The sequence below is a fragment of the Pedobacter namyangjuensis genome (assembly GCF_003313325.1).
Lineage (GTDB): Bacteria > Bacteroidota > Bacteroidia > Sphingobacteriales > Sphingobacteriaceae > Pedobacter > Pedobacter namyangjuensis.
The window spans coordinates 978483-998771 of record NZ_QMHQ01000002.1 but is presented as its reverse complement, the minus strand read 5'-3'; the positions used below and the strand labels follow the sequence as shown (position 1 = coordinate 998771).

General features: G+C 35.9%; 21 protein-coding genes. 9 read left to right on the top strand and 12 right to left on the bottom strand.

All coding sequences use genetic code 11. The annotated features are described in order from the left end of the window. The first annotated feature begins 68 nt into the window (after positions 1 to 68). Complete coding sequence (locus DUT69_RS11495) at positions 69 to 614, top strand: DUF2892 domain-containing protein (RefSeq protein ID WP_113653355.1); 546 nt, start codon at positions 69 to 71, stop codon at positions 612 to 614. A 207-nt stretch (positions 615 to 821) separates the two neighbouring features. On the opposite strand, the gene DUT69_RS11490 is transcribed toward DUT69_RS11495, so the two are convergent. The 7 genes from DUT69_RS11490 to DUT69_RS11460 form a co-directional block, all read right to left on the bottom strand. Beyond that, positions 822 to 1034, bottom strand: a complete 213-nt coding sequence (locus DUT69_RS11490) for a hypothetical protein (RefSeq protein ID WP_113653354.1) — start codon at positions 1032 to 1034, stop codon at positions 822 to 824. 143 nt (positions 1035 to 1177) lie between these two features. Beyond that, complete coding sequence (gene lysS / locus DUT69_RS11485) at positions 1178 to 2887, bottom strand: lysine--tRNA ligase (RefSeq protein ID WP_113653353.1); 1710 nt, start codon at positions 2885 to 2887, stop codon at positions 1178 to 1180. Between the two features lie 275 nt (positions 2888 to 3162). Further along, positions 3163 to 5070, bottom strand: a complete 1908-nt coding sequence (locus tag DUT69_RS11480) for an AMP-dependent synthetase/ligase (protein ID WP_113653352.1) — start codon at positions 5068 to 5070, stop codon at positions 3163 to 3165. A 469-nt stretch (positions 5071 to 5539) separates the two neighbouring features. Further along, positions 5540 to 6184, bottom strand: coding sequence for a hypothetical protein (locus tag DUT69_RS11475; RefSeq protein WP_113653351.1), 645 nt, complete (start codon positions 6182 to 6184; stop codon positions 5540 to 5542). 180 nt (positions 6185 to 6364) lie between these two features. Next, positions 6365 to 6691, bottom strand: coding sequence for a HesB/IscA family protein (locus DUT69_RS11470; RefSeq protein ID WP_113653350.1), 327 nt, complete (start codon positions 6689 to 6691; stop codon positions 6365 to 6367). A gap of 71 nt (positions 6692 to 6762) precedes the next feature. Then, entirely contained in the window at positions 6763 to 7176 is a 414-nt protein-coding gene (gene iscU / locus DUT69_RS11465) for a Fe-S cluster assembly scaffold IscU (protein WP_113653349.1), read from the bottom strand. Positions 7177 to 7225: 49 nt separating this feature from the next. Further along, complete coding sequence (locus DUT69_RS11460; RefSeq protein ID WP_113653348.1) at positions 7226 to 8437, bottom strand: IscS subfamily cysteine desulfurase; 1212 nt, start codon at positions 8435 to 8437, stop codon at positions 7226 to 7228. A 222-nt stretch (positions 8438 to 8659) separates the two neighbouring features. On the opposite strand from DUT69_RS11460, the gene mce reads away from it, so the two are divergent. From mce to DUT69_RS11445, 3 genes are all read left to right on the top strand, one after another. Next, positions 8660 to 9064, top strand: coding sequence for a methylmalonyl-CoA epimerase (gene mce / locus DUT69_RS11455; RefSeq protein WP_240186710.1), 405 nt, complete (start codon positions 8660 to 8662; stop codon positions 9062 to 9064). Positions 9065 to 9282: 218 nt separating this feature from the next. Beyond that, complete coding sequence (locus tag DUT69_RS11450) at positions 9283 to 9576, top strand: hypothetical protein (protein ID WP_113653347.1); 294 nt, start codon at positions 9283 to 9285, stop codon at positions 9574 to 9576. Positions 9577 to 9589: 13 nt separating this feature from the next. Continuing rightward, positions 9590 to 10012, top strand: a complete 423-nt coding sequence (locus DUT69_RS11445; RefSeq protein WP_113653346.1) for a DUF1801 domain-containing protein — start codon at positions 9590 to 9592, stop codon at positions 10010 to 10012. Between the two features lie 123 nt (positions 10013 to 10135). On the opposite strand, the gene DUT69_RS11440 is transcribed toward DUT69_RS11445, so the two are convergent. Further along, positions 10136 to 10888, bottom strand: a complete 753-nt coding sequence (locus DUT69_RS11440) for an SDR family NAD(P)-dependent oxidoreductase (RefSeq protein ID WP_113653345.1) — start codon at positions 10886 to 10888, stop codon at positions 10136 to 10138. 191 nt (positions 10889 to 11079) lie between these two features. Here DUT69_RS11440 and DUT69_RS11435 point away from each other — a divergent pair, with 191 nt between their 5' ends. Next, positions 11080 to 12168 carry an acyltransferase family protein gene (locus DUT69_RS11435; protein WP_113653476.1) on the top strand — a complete coding sequence of 363 codons (1089 nt, stop codon included), beginning with the start codon at positions 11080 to 11082 and terminating at the stop codon, positions 12166 to 12168. 46 nt (positions 12169 to 12214) lie between these two features. Here the strand turns inward: DUT69_RS11435 and DUT69_RS11430 are convergent, their stop codons facing one another. Then, on the bottom strand, positions 12215 to 13201 hold the full coding sequence (locus DUT69_RS11430) for an aldo/keto reductase (protein WP_113653344.1): 987 nt from the start codon (positions 13199 to 13201) through the stop codon (positions 12215 to 12217). A 420-nt stretch (positions 13202 to 13621) separates the two neighbouring features. On the opposite strand from DUT69_RS11430, the gene DUT69_RS11425 reads away from it, so the two are divergent. Then, positions 13622 to 13984 (top strand): DUF2200 domain-containing protein, encoded by a 363-nt coding sequence (locus tag DUT69_RS11425; RefSeq protein WP_113653343.1) that lies wholly within the window; start codon positions 13622 to 13624, stop codon positions 13982 to 13984. A gap of 13 nt (positions 13985 to 13997) precedes the next feature. Here the strand turns inward: DUT69_RS11425 and DUT69_RS11420 are convergent, their stop codons facing one another. The 3 genes from DUT69_RS11420 to surE all read right to left on the bottom strand — a co-directional run bounded on the left by DUT69_RS11420 (position 13998) and on the right by surE (position 15776). Next, positions 13998 to 14495 (bottom strand): hypothetical protein, encoded by a 498-nt coding sequence (locus DUT69_RS11420; RefSeq protein ID WP_113653342.1) that lies wholly within the window; start codon positions 14493 to 14495, stop codon positions 13998 to 14000. Then, complete coding sequence (locus DUT69_RS11415; protein ID WP_113653341.1) at positions 14485 to 14940, bottom strand: sigma-70 RNA polymerase sigma factor region 4 domain-containing protein; 456 nt, start codon at positions 14938 to 14940, stop codon at positions 14485 to 14487. Before DUT69_RS11415 ends, DUT69_RS11420 begins: the two co-directional genes overlap by 11 nt. Positions 14941 to 15050: 110 nt before the next feature. Then, positions 15051 to 15776 (bottom strand): 5'/3'-nucleotidase SurE, encoded by a 726-nt coding sequence (gene surE / locus DUT69_RS11410; RefSeq protein WP_113653340.1) that lies wholly within the window; start codon positions 15774 to 15776, stop codon positions 15051 to 15053. A gap of 58 nt (positions 15777 to 15834) precedes the next feature. On the opposite strand from surE, the gene DUT69_RS11405 reads away from it, so the two are divergent. From DUT69_RS11405 to DUT69_RS11395, 3 genes are all read left to right on the top strand, one after another. Further along, positions 15835 to 16740 carry a diacylglycerol/lipid kinase family protein gene (locus DUT69_RS11405; protein ID WP_113653339.1) on the top strand — a complete coding sequence of 302 codons (906 nt, stop codon included), beginning with the start codon at positions 15835 to 15837 and terminating at the stop codon, positions 16738 to 16740. A 78-nt stretch (positions 16741 to 16818) separates the two neighbouring features. Then, entirely contained in the window at positions 16819 to 17220 is a 402-nt protein-coding gene (locus tag DUT69_RS11400) for a Dabb family protein (protein WP_113653338.1), read from the top strand. A 107-nt stretch (positions 17221 to 17327) separates the two neighbouring features. Continuing rightward, complete coding sequence (locus DUT69_RS11395) at positions 17328 to 20252, top strand: DEAD/DEAH box helicase (protein WP_113653337.1); 2925 nt, start codon at positions 17328 to 17330, stop codon at positions 20250 to 20252. Positions 20253 to 20289 lie beyond the last annotated feature (37 nt).

Sequence of the window (20289 nt, the reverse complement as noted above, 5' to 3'; positions counted from 1 at the left end):
TGAAATTATAAATTTAAAATCTAATTTTTAGTATATAAACACGATATTTGCACAAATATTATAAAACTATGCCAAATTTAATACGTCTAATAATAGGTTTCGCTTTTGTGGGTGCTGCAGTAGCATTAATGATCTTCGGTTTTTGGGGCTGGGGAAGCTTATTAATCTTTTTAAGTATCATCATCTTCGTAACCTTTTTCTATAACGAAAACATGCTAATTGCGCAATGGCACTTGCGTAAAGACAATATGGATAAAGCGGAGAAATCTTTAGCAAGAATTAAAAATTTCGAAAAAGAGCTTAATAAAACACAATATGGATATTATAACCTATTAATCGGTTTAATTCAATCCAGAACAGCTCCTATGAAATCTGAAAAATACTTTAAACAAGCTTTAAGCTATGGTTTGTACATGGACCATAACATAGCGTTGGCCAAATTAAGTTTAGCCGGTATTGCGATGGGGAAAAGAAACAAACGCGAAGCGACTATGTATTTGGCAGAAGCTAAAAAGGCCGATAAAAATAAATTATTGGCTGATCAGATTAAGCAAATGAAAGATCAGATGGGCTTAATGGATAAGCAGCAACAAGTTCGTTATAGCAATCGCTAAGAATCAGTAAAACATAAAAAATCCAGTTCTAAAAAATGAGCTGGATTTTTTTTTGACCTATAATTTTGAGTGTTGTTCTTTCGAAAAGCAATAGCCTACAGCTAGGCTAAATTCGTCCCACTGTGTAGTTTATTTGTGCTGGCTATCATTGGGATTAAGTAATAGTTTTCTGCTACTATTCACTTAGTAATGTATCCGAAAATAATTTTACTTGTCGTCAAGCCTGTCGAAGTTTTCTTCATACTCTGCAGAAGTTCTACTTATAATATCGTCTTCAAAGTCGTTTTGCTTTCTGCTAAAAAACAATTCTTCAGCTTGGATTCGCTTAATTAACTGACGCACTAAAGTCAAATCAAAAGTATCTTTATTTAATTTAATGCAGTATTGATTTTCCGTAATTTCTAAACTAGAACTATTCATAACATTAATTATTTTGAGTGAATTAAAATTAAAAAAGGCTTAGCATATTTTACTACGCTAAGCCTTAAGCTTTTGTTATGATTATGTTAAGTCCTCTTTACTGCTAATGCAAAAGATTTATAACTAACAATTATAAATGATTATTATCTACGCGATAAAAACAAACCTGTATCCGTTTTTTCAACTTTTAAGATGTTTCTACCAGTTAAACCTTTTAAAGTTGTGTCCCACTTTTTATTGCTCCAATCGGCAAGTTTCGCTTTAACGTCGGCTAAAAGAAGTTGTTCGCCCTCTTTAACCAAGTTATACAGTTCAGTTTCATCAGCGGTAAGCTCGATTTTTTTCTTTTCAGGGCGCATCTGCGGGAAGAACAACACCTCTTGTATGGTAGACTGGTTAGTCATTAACATTACCAAACGGTCTATTCCGATACCTAAGCCAGAAGTTGGAGGCATCCCATATTCTAGGGCACGGATAAAATCATCATCCATAGCCATGGCTTCATCATCGCCTCTGGCAGCCAATTTTAACTGATCTTCAAAACGTTCTTTTTGGTCAATCGGATCATTTAGCTCGGTGTAAGCATTGCCAATTTCCTTACCCATTACAAATAACTCAAAACGCTCTACTAAGCCTTCTTTAGTGCGGTGTTTCTTTGCTAACGGAGTCATTTCTATTGGGTAATCGGTAATGTAAGTAGGCTGAATTAAATTCGCTTCTACTTTTTCGCTAAATAACTCATCAACTAATTTACCACGGCCCATTGTATCGTCTGTAGCAATACCTAAATCTTTGCAGGTTTGTACCAATTCAGCTTCTGTCATTTCAGAAACATCAATTCCCGTATATTTTTGAATCGACTCGTACATGGTTAGTTTTTCGTAAGGGCCGGCAAAGTCAATCTCATGTTCGCCAACTTTTACTATAGGAGAACCATGAATAGCTACAGCAATTTTCTCCAAACATTCTTCTACCATGCCCATCATCCAAACGTAGTCTTTATAAGCTACGTAAATTTCCATAGAAGTAAACTCAGGGTTGTGTGTTCTATCCATCCCTTCGTTACGGAACATTTTACCAATTTCGTAAACACCATCAAAACCTGCTACAATTAGCCTTTTTAAATATAATTCATTCGCAATGCGAAGAAATAACGGCATATCTAAAGTATTGTGATGGGTGCCAAACGGACGAGCCGCTGCACCGCCATGTACAGCTTGTAAAATTGGCGTTTCAACTTCCATCCATCCTTGGCTATCAAAGTAACTACGCATGGTGTTAATTACTTTAGAGCGGTTAATGAAAATCTGTTTGTAATCTGGGTTAACAGTTAAATCTACATAACGCATTCTGTAGCGCAACTCCGGATTGGTAAAACCATCAAATACATTCCCTTCATCATCGCGTTTTACGATAGGTAAGGGGCGTAAAGACTTAGAAAGTACAGTGAACTTTGTTACGTGTATAGAAATCTCGCCGGTTTGCGTAGTAAAGGCATAACCTTCAATACCAATGAAATCGCCAATATCCAATAATTTCTTAAATACAGTATTGTAAAGTGTTTTATCATCACCAGGGCAAAGTTCATCACGTTTCAAATAAATCTGAATTCGGCCAGTGGCATCTTGTAACTCTGCAAAAGAAGCAGCGCCCATAATGTTACGCCCCATAATTCTACCAGCAAGGCTAATAGTCTTATAAGCAGTTTTATCCTTTTCGTAATTTGCTAATATGTCTGCAGCATTGGCGTTAATTGGGTACGCTTCTGCCGGATATGGATTGATACCCAATTCGCGAAGTTGTTTTAAAGAATCGCGACGTAATACTTCCAGGTCTGATAGTTCTACACTCATTAATGGTAATTTTTTTGCAAAAGTAGTAATTTTTTTGCGTCATTTCGAGGCACTACGCAATCTTAATGCAACAGCATTTTTGTTTTTTGAAAAGCAATAGAGAATTACTATTAACGCAAGCCGGGCTATCCGCTACAAGTCCTCATTTCGCTTTGCTTCATTCCGGGCTTTTCACTGCTATCCCGTTTATTAAGAAAGGCTTGTGCCAGTTGGTAGGTTTTGAACTACAGAAAACCTAATTGGTTAATATTTAAACTCTTTTTAGTGGTTGGGGCTTATTCAGCCTCAACCTCCTCTGCGTACATTTCATTAATCGCATCAGCATATTTTTTCTCTACCACTCTGCGTTTAACTTTCATAGTAGGCGTAATTTCTCCTTCATCCATGCTAAATGGATTACGTTTGATTTTGAAGTTTTTAATGCGCTCAAACTTCGCTAACTCATTAGAAATCTTTTTGATGTCTTTTTCAAACCATTCCTTAATTTCAGGATTTTCGATAAAATCTCCCGCTTCTTCAAAAAAGGCATTGGTAAGGTTAAAGGTTTCTTGTAAAGTCTCTCTGTTAGGGATGATTATTGCCGTGATAAATTCGCGTTTATCGCCAATTAAAAACAATTGTTCAATCTTCGGACTTTTTAAGTATATATTTTCAACTGGGGTTGGGTAAACATTCTTGCCATATGCATTAACAATCATGTTTTTTAAACGGTCGGTGATTTGCAAATTACCTTTGTAGAATCGGGCAATGTCACCTGTGTGAAACCATCTATCCTTATCAATTACCTCGGCCGTTTCTGCAGGTTTGTTATAATAACCCTTCATTACGCAATGTCCACGTACAATTAACTCGCCCTCTTCACTTTCAAAATTTTCGTTAAAGGTTTCGTGTGTTTGTATGGCTAAAATTTCCTTTGTATCGTAATTCTGTATACCAACTTCAATACCTGGAATTACACGGCCTACCGTGCCATACACCTGTCTGTGATATTCGGTAACCGACATTACCGGCGAAGTTTCTGTTAAACCAAAGCCTTCTAAAATCTTGATGCCTAAATCGCCGAAGAATTCACCCACATTTTTAGGTAAGGCTGCACCGCCCGAAAGCATAAATTTTAACCTGCCGCCGGTTTTTTCTTTTATCTTGCTAAATACTAGTTTTTCGGCAATTGCTTTTTTGGCGCTTAATAATAGACCAGGATTTTTCCCCGACTCCTTTTTAACTCGATAATCATTTCCTATGGTCAAAGCCCATGTAAAAATGTTTGCTTTTAAACCTCCGCCAGCTGTACCAGATTTAATTGCTTTATCATGTATACGCTCCAACAGACGCGGAACGCAAGACATAACGGTTGGTCTAACCTCGCCCATGTTTTTTGCTAATAACTCCAAGCTTTGTGCAAAAGCCATTTTACAACCTTGTGCACAGCATACATGGTAGGTTGCAGTACGTTCGAAAACGTGGGATAGGGGTAGGAACGATAAAAATGTCTCGGTTTCATCTATCACCGGAATCTGTTGCAAACAAACTTCTACATTTTTTACAAAGTTATAATGGGTAAGCATTACACCTTTTGGAGTTCCGGTAGTACCAGATGTATAAATTAAAGAGGAAACATCGCTAGGTAAAACTTCTCTTCTACGTAGGTTAATTAACTTTTGTTCATCTGCACTTACAGATTTAGAAAGTAAAATGTTATAACTAATTACTTCTGCTTTTAACCCTGATGGGATTGCAACTTTTTCAAAGCCTTCAAAGGCAGGAATGATGTATTTAAGCTCAGGACAACTATCAGCAATTTTCAAGATCTTTTTAAACAAGAAAGGATTGCCAATTAAAATTGCCTTGATTCCCGAATCATTGATAATATAAGCTACCTCTTGCTCAGATAAAGTAGGGTAGATTGATGTGTTTATAGCTCCAATTTGTTGTATTCCTTGATCATAATAAACGTACTCCGGAGAATTCTCGATCATCAATCCCAATCTGTCGCCTTTCTGTATACCTCTTTCCAGAAAAAAAGCAGAAATTGAATCCGCTCTCAGTAAAGTGTCTTTAAAAGAAATCTCCTCCCAATTAGCGTTTTTCTTATGGATTAAAAATGTTTCTTCGGGTTTATGGATATTTTCTACTACGTTACGTAATAAACTAGGAACTGTAGAAAACTCGTTAAATGATACCATAGCACAATATATTGGTTTGTATTTAGCTAACAATGATAATCTTTTAGCCTTAAAAATGCAAAGATGTGCATAAATAACAAACGCTATTTGCAATTGATTTAAAAAACAATGTTTAACTGTGTTTTAAAATAAAGCTTAACTCGGTAACATTAGGGTTAGAGTTAGCGAAACATAAAACAGCCTACTATAATATTTAATAGAAAAGCAATTGATTGCGATGCTTGAAGTCAGTCCGGCTGTACATTGCAAGTCCTCACTTCGTTTTCAACTACGTTGTGGGCTTTTCATTTCCATCCGGTTTATAATCTAAGGGTTTATGCGCTATACAACATTTGTTTGTTGCATAAACCGAAGTTTTTAAACCTTATTGGAGCGATATCCTTTGGCTTGCATCGCTTGAAGATTTAGCGGAAAGAAGGACATTCTTTGATTACTGAATTCATTTGCTTTTCAAATAAGAAGAGGTGTGCTATTTAAATACGCCGTAGGCATTTGAGTTTTTACTGCTGTAATTGCTCTCTATCGTGCCATCGGGCATTTTGATGATAAACTCTACATAGCCATTATTTTGAATAAAAGCGGCAACGTTACCCATTGATGTATAATTTTCTGTGCGAACAGTTGTTCCAACATCATAGCCTGCATCAACTTTGTTGGTATAAGTTTCGAACTTGTAAAAGAATTTTGGATGCAATATTGAACCATCTTTGTTAAAATAAGTTCCTGTGAATGTTTTGGCTAATAACTGGTTTTCGTCTGGTATTTTAATGAGTTCTGCTGTTTTGATATTGTCGCTAAAAGAGACAATTTTCTCATTTTCTATTTTGAAAACTAAGTCAATTCCATCATCATCAAGTATAAGCTGATCATTGCTTACGCGAAAAGATGCAATGCCGAGTGTATGAGTTCCGCCATAAGTAACTTTATTGCTTTCGTTAAATACAGCAATTGTTGTTGATGGCGAGACATTACGGTATTTGTAAATTATCGCATAGCCTTTTGGATTGTTAATGTCGAATGAGGATTTAATATTGTTTTTATCTTTCTTGCAGGAAAAAATTACAAGTGAAATGATCAGTACTAATAGTTTAATAGAGATTTTAAATGTTTTCATAAGAACATATTTTAAGTTAATATTTAACCTAATCTATTTAGAAAACAGTATTTTCGAATTGAGAGTGAGTGAGCTAACAGTTTAACTTAGTAAACTTATAGTTTGTATGATTGAAACAAAATATAGCGCAAACAAAAAGGCACCGTAAAACAGTGCCTTTGACTAATAATTTTTTAAAACCTAAACAGAAAAACTTTCTCCGCAACCGCAAGAACGGCTAGCATTAGGATTATTAAAAGCAAAACCTTTACCATTTAAACCGTCGGTAAAATCAAGCTCTGTTCCTGCTAAGTATAAAAATGATTTCATATCTAACGCAATGCGGATGCCTCTGTCTTCAAAAAACTGATCGCCTTTTTGCTCTTCGTTATCGAAATCTAAGTTATAAGACAAACCAGAGCAACCACCACCTTTTACAGAAACACGTAAAAAATAATCAGAGCCCATCGCAGAATCCTGCATTAGGTGATCTATTTTGCTTTTTGCTTTATCGGTTATTGTTATCATGATGTTTTAGTATTGCGTATTGCGATAAGCGTATTGAGTCTCAATACTCACTACGCATATCTGAATACTTTTTAGTGGTGTGATTTTGGCATTGCCAAAGCTTCTAATCCATTTTTAACACGGTAATCATTAATTGCAGATTTAATTGCATCTTCTGCTAATACCGAACAGTGGATTTTTACTGGTGGTAAAGCTAATTCTTCTACTAAATCCATGTTGTCGATAGCTAAAGCCTCATCAATAGATTTGCCTTTTAACCATTCTGTAGCTAATGAAGACGATGCAATAGCACTACCACAACCAAATGTTTTAAATTTAGCATCAGTAATTATGTTTTCGTCGTTAACCTCAATTTGCAAACGCATAACGTCTCCGCATTCTGGCGCACCAACTAAGCCGGTACCCACGTTTTTATTATCTTTATTTAAAGTACCAACGTTGCGAGGGTTGGTATAATGTTCCATTACTTTTTCTGAATATGCCATGTCTTTATTTTTTAATTAGCTAATTAGCTAATTGATTATTATCTAATTATTAATGTGTTGCCCACTCAATTTTATCTAAATCAACACCTTCTTTAAACATTTCCCAAAGTGGAGATAAATCTCTTAAATGGTTAACTGCTTTTTTAGTGTTTTCGATAGCATAATCAACTTCTTCTTCAGTAGTAAATCTACCTAAACCAAAGCGGATAGAAGAGTGCGCTAAATCATCAGATAAGCCTAAGCTTTTTAATACGTAAGATGGTTCTAAAGATGCCGATGTACAAGCAGAGCCAGAAGATACTGCTAAATCTTTCATAGCCATCATTAAACCTTCTCCCTCAACATACTTAAACGAGATATTAGCTACGTGTGGCAAACGGTGTTGTGTATTACCATTTACATAACTTTCTTCCATTGTATTTAAAGAAGATTCCAATTTATCACGCAAAGCGGATAAACGAACAGCTTCATCAGCCATTTCCAACCTGCAAAGTTCGCAAGCTTTACCTAAACCAACAATACCGGGAACGTTTAAAGTACCAGAACGCATACCACGCTCGTGACCGCCACCGTCAATTTGTGCCGTAACTTTAACTCTTGGATTTTTTCTACGTACATATAAAACACCTACACCTTTTGGTCCGTACATTTTGTGCGCACTAAAAGCCATTAAGTCTATACCGTCAGCATTTACATCAACAGGAATTTTACCAACCGCTTGTGTAGCATCTGTAAAAAATAAAGCACCATGTTTGTGCGCAATTGCAGAAATCTCTTTGATTGGCTGAATAACACCTATTTCGTTGTTACCATACATAATGGTTACTAAAATAGTTTGTGGAGTCATAGCAGCTTCAAGTTCTTGCAAATCAATTAACCCATCTTCTTTAACTTTAAGATAGGTAACTCTTGCACCTTGTTTCTCTAAGTGCTTGCAGGTATCTAAAACAGCTTTGTGTTCTGTTGTAGCAGTAATAATATGGTTACCTTTATCTTGGTACATTTCAAATACGCCTTTAATACCTAAATTATCAGCTTCTGTAGCACCAGAGGTAAAAATGATTTCTTTTTCAGTACAGCCAATTAATTTTGCCACTTGCTCACGAGCATAATCAACACCTTCTTCAGCTACCCAACCAAAAGCGTGGTTACGACTTGCTGCATTACCAAATTTATTGGTAAAATACGGAAGCATAGCCTCTAAAACTCTAGGGTCTAATGGGGTGGTAGCGTTGTTATCTAAGTAAATTGGAAGTTCCATTTTTTGTTTCTATCTTTTTAAAATCTTCAACCGAAGATGGGTTTTATTTAAGCTTACTGATCAAAGGACAAGGTGTTTTTAACAACAACTAATTCTTTTAACTTTTAGCTTTCATCTTTTCGCTTAGCAAAGATACAAAAAAACTTTCCTAACAATAATAGATATTGGCTATGATAGTATAGTTAAAACCTGCATTTTTACATTTGTTTAACTCTTTAAAGTATGATAGAAAAAGTAGAACACATTGGCATTGCTGTAAAGGATTTAGCATCGGCTTGTAAAGTGTACGAAAAATTGCTCAATACCGGTTGTTACAAAACCGAACATGTAGCCTCCGAACGGGTTGATACGGCTTTTTTCAACACTGGTGTCAACAAAATCGAATTGCTTGCCGGCACGAGCGAAGATAGTGCAATTACAAAATTTATCAATAAAAAAGGAGAGGGGATTCACCATATTGCGTTTGCGGTAGATGATATATATGCAGAAATGGATCGTCTTAAACAAGAAGGTTTTACACTACTTAATGAAACGCCAAAAAAAGGAGCCGATAATAAGTTAATTTGTTTTGTGCACCCAATAGATGCAAATGGTGTTTTAATAGAGCTTTGTCAGGAGATCGATTAATATCAATTGTTCATTAGTATCATTGGTTCATTTAGGCTAAGCTGGCATTAGGCTTTAGAGGATGTTGAAAATACTGATAAATCTTATATAAATTGATTATTATCATGTAATTATTTATTAAATGTAGATATGTTCCAGAGGGAAATAAAAAACACTTAAATCAAACTTCTTAGCTGGTAGATTTGAAATAATTTTTAAATTAGTTTACAAAATTTTTAATGAGCGATACAACACAGCTACTTCAACTTGTAGCTAAACATTTCGAAGTGCCCAATAACATTACCGAATCACATTTGCGTGAGGTATTGGTGAAAACTTTCGAGTATTTGGTAGAAGATGATTTTCAAAAATTACTTCAGGTTTTATATCGGGCGGATGTAGATCAATATAAGTTGAAGGATTTGTTAGAGAATACCGAAGGTAAAACTACCGCAGAAATTATTGCCGACGCTTATATAGAAAGACAAAAAGCGAAAGTGGCTACTTGGAAAAAATATAGTTCGCAAAGCTGAAACAGATCATTTTATGGCTGAAAATAAAACAAAAGAAACCAGTGAAAATGTACTTGCATTTATAAACGCAGTACCTGATTTGCAAAAACGCCAAGATAGTTTTGATCTAATTACTTGGATGGGAGAAATTACTGGTTCGCCTGCTATTATGTGGGGACCAAGTATAATCGGTTTTGGAAAGTACCATTATAAATATGCTAGCGGACATGAAGGCGATGCTCCCTTGCTTGGTTTCTCACCTCGTAAAGCTGCAATTTCTCTTTACATCTACAATTGTGAGGGAGAAGAAACTGCATTGCTATCAAAACTTGGTAAGTTTAAAATGGGTAAAGCCTGTATTTATATAAAAAGGTTAAGTGATATTGACCTTTCGATAGCTAAACAAATAGCTGAAGAATCAATAAAAAGCGTACAGGATAGGTATGGAAATGCGTAGTTGATTGGTAATTTGTTAATTTGAACTTTATTTTTCCAAACATCTATTCTCAGATTTCAAAAGAAAATACTGTAAAAAAGGCTTCAATTTACAGTTGAAGCCTTTTGCAATGATTTGGCATGATTATACTATCGTATAACCGCCATCTGAAATCCAATAACTTCCTGTGGTGAAAGACGATTTGTCTGAACTTAAAAAAGCAACAAGATCTGCTATTTCCTGTACGGTACCTAGCCTGTTCATCGGGCTTTTTGCAGCAACAGCTTTTAAGCCTGCTTCATCTAAATTAGCGGTTAGTAAAGGCGTTTCTATGTATCCTGGTCCAACAGCGTTACACCTGATATTTTTAGTAGCATATTCTGCCGCAATATTTTTAGTAAGGCCAACTACTGCATGTTTAGATGCGGTATAAGCAGGACTGTTTGGTGCTGCAACTTGCCCATGGATAGATGCAATGTTAATGATAGAGCCACCGCCATTTTTTTCCATTTGCTCCAATTGATATTTACAAGCATAAAATACGCCGCTTAAATTCAAAGCAATCACTTTATCCCATTCCTCTGGCTCGTAAGCTGCTGTAGGTTTGGCAGGGCCGCCCACGCCCGCGTTGTTGCAGGCGATGTCTAAACGGCCATATTTTTCTACAGCAAAATCTACTAGCTTTTTATTTTCATCTGCTTTAGACGAATCTGCCTTTATAGCAAATGCTTCGCCACCATTTTGTTTGATTAGGTTTGCCGTTTCATTGGCATGCTCTTCGTTAATATCTGCTACAACAACTTTGGCGCCCTCCTGTGCATAAGTTATTGCTATGGCACGACCAATTCCTGATCCTGCTCCGGAAACTACCGCTACTTTATTTTCTAATATTGACATGGTATATTTTTTTAATTTAACTTAAAAACGGAACGAACTTTTGAATGTTTGTTTAAACCTATCTTTTAACATTCAGTTTACAATGTGCTTTGTTGCCTCGGCACCCGCATTTGCTTGATTTACTAATTTTAAATACCTTAACAAAAAATAAGGCCATTCTAATCTTAAGGAGTTGGGCGAATAAATTGGATATGGAAAAAAATGGGATAGGAGACCTTCCATCAAAAAAGCATTTTGAAATACTTGATGGATTAAGAGGTATTGCAGCTTTAGCGGTGGTAGTGTTTCATTTTATGGAATGGGCCTATACTGATTTTAGTAAAAACTTTATAGCACACGGATTTTTGGCCGTAGATTTTTTCTTTTGCCTATCGGGATTTGTAATTGCTTATGCCTACGATGACCGCATTTCGAAAATGGGTATAATGGAGTTTTTTAAAGCGAGAATAATAAGGTTGCATCCACTGGTAATATTGGGTTCTGTTTTAGGTTTGCTGGCATTTTTATTTGATCCGTTCGGTGGACATCCGGAATTGTACAGTATCGGAAAAATAGTATTAACTTTTTTATGTTCAATGTTACTCATTCCTTTGCCGATTATAGAAGATAGGGGATTTAACTTATTCAGTTTTAATGCACCTTCTTGGTCGCTGTTTTGGGAATACATTGCGAATATTATTTATGCAGTTGTACTTTACAAAATAAAACGCAATTTGCTTTTGTTTTTAACCGTGGTTGCTGGGGTAGTACTTATTTTTGTGGCCAATCGTTCGGGAAATTTACTGGGTGGTTGGAGTGGGCCAACTTTTTTTGATGGTGCCGCCCGGATAGCCTACTCTTTTTTAGCCGGTTTACTTATCTATAGATCTAACTGGATTGTGAAAAACAACTTAGGTTTTTTGGGTATTGCAGTATTACTAATTTTAGCTTTTGTTATGCCTTTTTCTAAATGGAATTGGGTAACAGAACCCCTGGTTGTAATAATTTATTTTCCATTATTGGTGGCATTAGGAGCGGGGGCAACATTGAAGACCAGCTTTAGAAAACTTTGCCTTTTTTCTGGGAAAATTTCCTATCCATTATATATGACACATTATGCAGTATTATGGATGTTTGGAAATTATTATCTAAGCCACAAGCCAAACACCGAGCAATTGACTTATATAATTTTAATAGCGTTAGTGCTATTAGTTGCATTAGCCTATTTGGTAATGAAGTTTTATGATATCCCTGTTAGGAAATTTTTAAACCGAAAATGGATGAAAAAGTTTAGTGCCTAAATAACTTAAAAAGGGTTCAAAACTAAAATTTTGAACCCTTCCTTTTTTAAAGAATAGCTTCTATTTGATTTAATTCCGCTTCGCTAAAACTCAAATTATCTAACGTTTTAAGCGAATCTGCTAATTGTGCACTGCTGCTTGCGCCTACTAAAACAGAGGTAACTGCCGGTTGCCTTAAAACCCAAGCTAATGCCATTTGTGCCAAAGTTTGGCTTCTATTATTAGCAATGTCATTTAAACTATTAATTTGATTTAATCTCTCTGGAGTAATTGCTTCGGCTTGCAAAAAGCCGGTTGCTTTTGCTGCTCTAGATGTTGCCGGAATTCCTTTTAAGTATTTATTGGTTAGCATTCCTTGCGCCAAGGGCGAAAAAGGTATGCAGCCAACTTTTTCATCGGCCAGTAAATCTAACAAACCTTGTTCTGGCGTTCTTTCGAACATAGAGTATTTAGGTTGATGAATAATGCAAGGCGTACCCAATTCTTTTAAAATTTTAAAAGCCTCTTTTGCTTCGGCAGGTTTGTAATTTGATAAACCAACATACAACGCTTTTCCCTGCCTAACAATTAAATCCAAAGCTGTCATGGTTTCAATTAAGGGCGTTTCCGGATCTGGCCTGTGATGGTAAAATATATCGACATAAGGTATGCCCATGCGCTTTAAGCTTTGGTCTAAACTGGACACCAAATATTTTTTAGAGCCCCAATCGCCATAAGGTCCATCCCACATGGTATAGCCTGCTTTTGTAGAAATTACAAGCTCATCTCTATGCGATTTAAAATCTGTAGCGAGTATTTTTCCGAAGTTGGTTTCTGCTGAACCTGGAGGAGGTCCATAATTGTTGGCCAAATCAAAATGGGTAATGCCGCTATCGAACGCAAAATGTAAAATGTCTCTAAAGTTTTGTGGCTCGTCTACATCACCGAAGTTATGCCATAAACCTAAAGATATTGCAGGCAGTTTTAAACCGCTGTTGCCACATCTGTTGTATTGCATATTTTGGTATCTACTGGTTGAGGGATTGTAAGTCATTTCTAAATAAAATTGATGGCTCAATATAGTGAATATGGCAGAATAGAACTGCCAGAATTTTTTATATTTCTTTTAAATAATGTAATTTTTTAAAGTGCAAAAACCAAGCATTTTAGTTTCAGCATACTGGTTGTTCTTTATGTTTTTTAATTTGGCATGCGATGCGATTGAAAGGGTAAGCCTTGATGTAAACAAATAAAAACTTAACTGACGTTAGCAAATTTTTTAACTTGCATTTACCTTAGTAATTTAAACCCGACAGAAGCGAACACGAACGGAGTTTACGGAGTGAAGTAAAGTGGATGGGGGGACTTTCGGAACAAATGAAAAACGGACCTCGCTTTTCCAAAGCAAAAAAACACCTTTTGATTTAACATTTAATTTTGTAAAACTTTAGCTAGCTTTTTTTATTTTAGTTTTATGAAAAGCACTAGCGCACACGATGAACGTATTGCAAAAATGACATTTGCTTCGGTATACCCGCATTACGTTACAAAAGTTGAAAAAAAAAGCAGAACAGTTGCTGAGTTACATGATGTGATAATTTGGCTTACAGGTTTTAGCGAAGAGCAGTTGACACAACAAATTGAGCAAAAAACAAATTTCGAAGATTTTTTTAATTATGCTACATTAAATCCTAATGCAAATTTAATTACCGGTGTTATATGTGGTTATAGGGTAGAAGAAATAGAAAACCCGTTAACGCAAAAAGTACGTTATTTAGATAAGATTGTAGACGAGCTGGCAAAAGGTAAAAAAATTGAAAAAATAAAGAGATCGTAATTCGGCAACTAGGTTATCTAATCACTTCTTGTTGTTTTTCCAGTTTTTCTATCGTTTTTAACGCCTGCCTGTTTTCTAGATAGTAATAGATGGCAAAGCCTAAAAATATTTTACCAAGCACAAAAACTGCTGCAAAAACCCAGCGCCAAGCTTTGTGTATGCGCATGTAGCTACTGCTTGATTCTACTTCAATAAACTGGTTGTTCGCTTCGCGTTTGTTAAAGTTTTGATATTCATATTTTTCAAACGGGGGCCTATCGTCTGGCATCCTATCCTCCACTTTCACTAATCCGCCAATTGCATCTTCAATTTTCTCTAAAGTTCCTGGAGGTGGATTAATTGACATCTGTTGAGCAATGCGCTCTAAGTCCATTTCTAGTTCAAAAAGTGCATCTGCAACCTCTGGATATTTTGCCTTAAGTTTAAGTAACTCTGCTGTTTCAGTTTCTGAAGCCGAACCCATAACATAGGCTTCAAGTACACCGCTTGCTATGTAATTCTTAATTTCCATAATTTTGTTTCATTACAGCGAAAGCCTTTTTTAAAGTCTCCCTAATTGAATCTTCTGTTTGTTTTAGTTGCACTGCAATAGCCGAAACCGACTGCTTTTGGTAATATGCAATATTAAAAACTTGTTGCTCTTGTTCTGTTAAATGTTGTTTAATAACTGGCTTAGCCATTGATGGTTGCGTTATTGTTTTTACCGGCAAATAGGTTAACGCAAATTTACGCAACTCATTCCAACTTGTAACAACGGACGATTGTGTGGTTAAATTGTTCTTCAATCCGTTTTTTGCAAGTTCCTTAAAAATATTAATCATTTGCTGCTCTGCCTGAGATCTATCATCAATAATTTGAGAGATAAAGCCAAGTAGCATGCCCGAATATTTATTGTAAAGCAACCTAATGTCGGGTACTTTCAAAATCATATCGGCTTCGGTTTGTCCTTTTAGCATTTAGTTGGGGTTAGCATTAACAAAACTAATAAGTTTTTTATAACGACCTAATTTTAAGTGAACAATAAGCATTAAAACAGCTATTTGCTCGTTTAAATTAATTTTTTTAGCTAGCTATTTAATTTACTGCTTAAATTTTCTTCGTCAGTTAAATCTAAACGAAGCGGGGTTATCGATACAAAGCCTTCTTCTACAGCGTGGCGGTCGCTTCCTTCCTCGGCGGCTTCTAGTGGTTTAACCCAAATCCAGTAATTATCTCTGCCCATAGGATCTTTGCCCGGAAATACTTGCCCATCGTAAAGCCTAACCGATTGTCGGGTATATTTAATTCCCGTTGGTTCAGGCGGAAAATTTACATTGTATAGTGCTGGCGTTTCATCTTCAAAAAGCTGTGTGAGGCTTTGTGCCACAAAGGGTGCTAGCAGATCGAAGTTTGGTTCCGTTTTGCCTACCGGCGTACTTAATGCGATACCTTTAACACCAAGCAAAACGGCTTGTTTAGCTGCTGCCAAAGTGCCAGAATGCCACATGGAGTTACCTAGATTTGGCCCCATGTTTATGCCAGAAAGTACAACATCTGTATCAGGATACATATGCAAACCCAATGCAACGCAATCTGCCGGTGTACCGTTTACTCGATAGGCATCTATCCCGTTAAAGGTAATAGGCGATTTTTTATAAGTAAGTGGTCGTGAATGTGTAATAGCATGCCCCATTGATGATTGTTCAACATCTGGAGCTACAATTCGAACAGTGCCAAATTGCAAGGCCATTTGCGCAAGTGCAGCTATTCCCGGGCTATAAATTCCATCATCGTTGGTTATTAAAATGTTCATCGCTTAAAGTATTAGTGTGCAAGTAAAACCATATAGCTTACATTATTGTTGCATCAAAATGAAAATAGTTGCACAAAACGTAAGGTTAATACATAATCCCACAGCTGGAGATGAAGAACATAGTAAAAAACAATTGGTAAAATTGATAGAATCAAAAGGTTATTTGTGTAACTACTCGTCATCCAAAAGCAAGGTTTTAGATCAGATACAAACAGAAGAAGAAATTATTGCTGTTGCCGGTGGCGATGGTACGATTCGAAAAACGATACTTTACTTACTTAATAAGAAGTTAAAGTTTAAACGGCCAGTTGCAATTTTACCATTTGGTACCGCTAATAACATTGCAGGTTCATTTGGTATAGGTGCAAATTATGCTAGTTATATTTCGGGTTGGAAAAAAGCACCAAAACGTACCTTGGATGTTGGTTGTGCGCAAATGAATGAAAATGAACACTATTTTATTGAATCTTTCGGTTTAGGATTATTTCCGAAGCTGATGAAAGAAATGGATAGGATAGAAAATCCGCAAGAAGATCCTGAGAAAGAGATGGAATTTGCTTTGGCAAAGCTGATAGAATTGGTTAGCACCATGAAAGCTTTTGCTTGCAAGGTTGATTTGGGTGAAAAAAAAATAGAAGGCGATTTTATAATGGTAGAAGCAATGAACATACCACGGTTAGGCCCCCAGTTAGCTTTTGCGCCACACATAGATCCAAGCGATGGTTACTTGGACTTGGTAATGATTGCTGATAACCAACGTGAAGATTTGATCAAATACCTTAAAAAAATTGGATTGGGTAAAAAAGCAAAATTTCCGTTTAAAAGCGTTCAAATAAAAAAAGCGTCAATACAGTGGCAAACACCCGACGTTAGGTTAGATGATGAGTTGTTAGATTTGAAAAAAAAGAGCGAAACAACTATTTATGCGTTGCCGGCACTATTTAATATAATTTGCAACTCCTAGCAGTTTTCGTTTTTACCATTAGTTAAGGGAACAATCTTCTTTTTCGTATAATTGTTGTTGTAATTAAATCGTATAAAAATGAAGAGAAGAAATTTTATAAAAGGTGCCGCAACAGTTGCCTCGGTATCATTAATAGGAAATAACGTGATAGCTACAGAACATATAGATACAGAAGAGATTACGCATTATGTTTTGTTTTGGCTTAAGAAAGAGTTAAGTGAAAAACAAATCAAAGATTTTAGCGCTTTTTTTGAGCAGTTGAAGGCTATTCCGGTAGTGAAAACCTTACGCTACGGCCGACCAGCGAAAACAAATGCTAGAGAAGTTGTTGATAATTCTTTTAGTTACAACCTAGTAGCAACATTTAAAAATTTGCAAGACATTAACGTTTATGAAACTCATCCTATACATTTAGATGCTATCAAAAAATACAGTCACCTTTGGGAGAAAGTAGTAGTACACGATTCGGTTATTGGCTAAAATTCAATTTCCTGTTTTTAACATATTCGCAATTTGTTCCTTGTGTTATGTTTGAAAAATACATAATCCAATACCTTTCTTTATCTTTGGTTTCTGAACCGTAATTGATGTTAGAAAACGATGAATTTACAAACGATAAGCTCGATTTTGCTAAACTTGCCCCAATATTAAATGGAGACAAAAGCAACCTCGTTGCTGCAGTAAATGATTCGGCTAAAACCATTGTAATATTTAGTCGGCACCGTTATTACCGACATTTGGTGGTAGAGCTTGCAAACGTAACACTAACAAAGGCGGGCAAACTAAAAAATCCGCTACAGTTTTTAGATCCTTTAGATTTAATTTGGAAAACAGAAAAGCATGAAGAAATTAAATTTTTTTCAGGTGTTTCTCGTTTCAAAAACAATTACGATGAAGGTAAAACAGAGGCAGATTTAGCGGCGTTAAAAGCTGTAATTAGCAATCCTCTCAAATACGAATTTTATATGCACAACGAGCAAGAAAATGCTACGGTTAGTGCAACATCAATACTTCCTATAACAATGGAGGTGTTAAAACCCATATTAGAACTTAATGTTGATGAACGTGGCGATAGCTTTTCGATAGATGGAGCGTTAACTATTAACAACAAACGCTACTTTTTAGAAGATGTTGAGCTTCGTTATCAATACTTTGCAAAGATAAAAAATCAGTTTTACTTAATAGCAAGCCCATACGTTAGAAGCGTAATCGATTTTTTTAAGCAACACAGAAATAATTTAGTTTTAGATAGGTTTGTTTACGAAGATTTTCAGGAAAACATTCTTGCTAAAATCGAAGAAAAGGTTAAGATTAATTACGCTTATTTAAAACCTGCTACGCAAAAGCAAATTATAGAACAAGGTTTCGATTTAGATAACGAACAACTGCTTTACCTTACAGAATCTGAAGAGTATGTATTGTTAACGCCGGTAATGCGTTACGGTGGATTAGAAATCCCAGTTATTTCGCAGAAACAAATACATGCTAAAGATAAAAGAGGCAAACGTTTTACGTTAGACCGCGATAAGGAAAGGGAACTGCAATTTGTTACCAATATTGCCAAAATGCATCCCTTTTTTATGGAGCAGGTTGATGGGTTCGCCGAACAACTACATGCAGATTGCTTTTATATGCACCGCAAGCACTTTTTAAAACCCGAATGGTTTTTAGAGGCTTTTGAAGTTTGGAGGAATAAGGGAATTGCAATTTTAGGGTTTAACGAGCTAAAGGATAATAAGATAAACAGCCATAAAGCAGAAATTTCTATCCACGTTAACAGTGGTATGGATTGGTTCGAAACTGCCATTAAGGTTAAGTTTAATAAAGAAACAGTATCATTAAAACATCTGCACAAATCCATAAGAAATAAAAGCAAATTTGTACAATTGGATGATGGAACAACCGGTATTTTACCAAAAGAATGGTTGGAGAGATTTGAACATTATTTTTCTGCCGGTGTAATAGTTGATGATTTAATTAGAACGCCAAATATCAATTTTGCTACTGTCGCATCACTATTCGAAACGCATCAACTAGAGGGTGGGAGCAAAGATCGTTTGCAGTTATATCAGCAAAAACTTAATAATTTTGAAGCGATTGCCGACGTTCCTATACCAAAAGACCTAAACGCAAAACTTCGTGGATACCAAAAAGAAGGACTAAATTGGTTAAATTTTTTAGACGACTTTAATTTCGGCGCTTGTTTGGCAGATGATATGGGCTTAGGTAAGACGATACAGATCATCGCCTTTATACTTTCCCAGAAAGAGAAAATCGGTAAAAATACCAATCTTATCGTGGTGCCTGCATCTTTGGTTTTTAACTGGCAACAAGAGCTTGCTAAATTTGCGCCTACCTTAAAAGTTAAAATACTTTACGGGGCCGATAGGGCAAAAATTTTAGTAGAGTTTAATACTTATGATGTTATACTTACTTCTTACGGAACCATACTTTCGGATATTCGTTTCTTGAAAGATTACAGGTTTAACTATATTTTTCTAGATGAATCTCAGCATATTAAAAATCCAGATTCGCAACGTTTTAAAGCGGTTTGTTTACTTCAGTCTAGAAACAAGGTTGTTCTTACAGGTACGCCTGTAGAAAATAATACATTTGACTTGTTTGGGCAATTTTCTTTCGCTTGTCCAGGTTTGCTAGGCACTAGAGAACAGTTTAAGAGATTATATTCAGTTCCAATAGATCAGTTTAAAGATGCTAAGCGTGCGGAGGAACTGCAAAAACGCATAAATCCATTTATGTTGCGTAGAACGAAGGAGCAAGTGGCTAGTGAATTGCCCGACAAAACCGAGATGATTATTTATTGCGAAATGGGTAAGCAACAGCGGGAAATTTACGACAGCGCTCGAGACGATATTAGAGACTATTTAATGGGCGTGGCTGATGATGAATTGACTAAGAGTAGTATGCATGTTTTGCAGGGAATTACCAAATTAAGGCAGATTTGCAATTCGCCAGCAATATTGAGCAAGGAAAAATACTTCGGAAATGCATCTGCAAAAATGGATGTTTTGATGGAGCAAATCGAAAGCAAATCCACTCAACATAAAATATTGGTTTTTTCGCAGTTTGTGAGTATGCTCGATTTAGTTAGTGTAGAATTAGAAGACCGTAAAATACCATTTTCTTACTTAACAGGGCAGACAAAAGAGCGTAAAAAGGTGGTAGAATCTTTTCAGCAAAGCGATGAAATACGCGTGTTTCTAATCAGTTTAAAAGCTGGTGGGGTAGGGTTAAATTTAACGCAAGCAGATTACGTTTATCTGATAGATCCTTGGTGGAATCCAGCAGTGGAAAATCAGGCAATTGACAGGACGTATAGAATAGGGCAACATAAAAACGTAATGGCGGTGCGCTTGATTTGTCCCGATACGGTAGAAGAAAAAATAATGTTGATGCAAGCTGGTAAAAAAGATTTAGCGCAAGAATTGATCAAAACAGAATCGTCTGTTTTTAAATCGTTAAGTAAGAAAGACTTACTTAATCTTTTGTAAATCTATTTAGGAGATTTAGAATTTATATTTTCGTTTT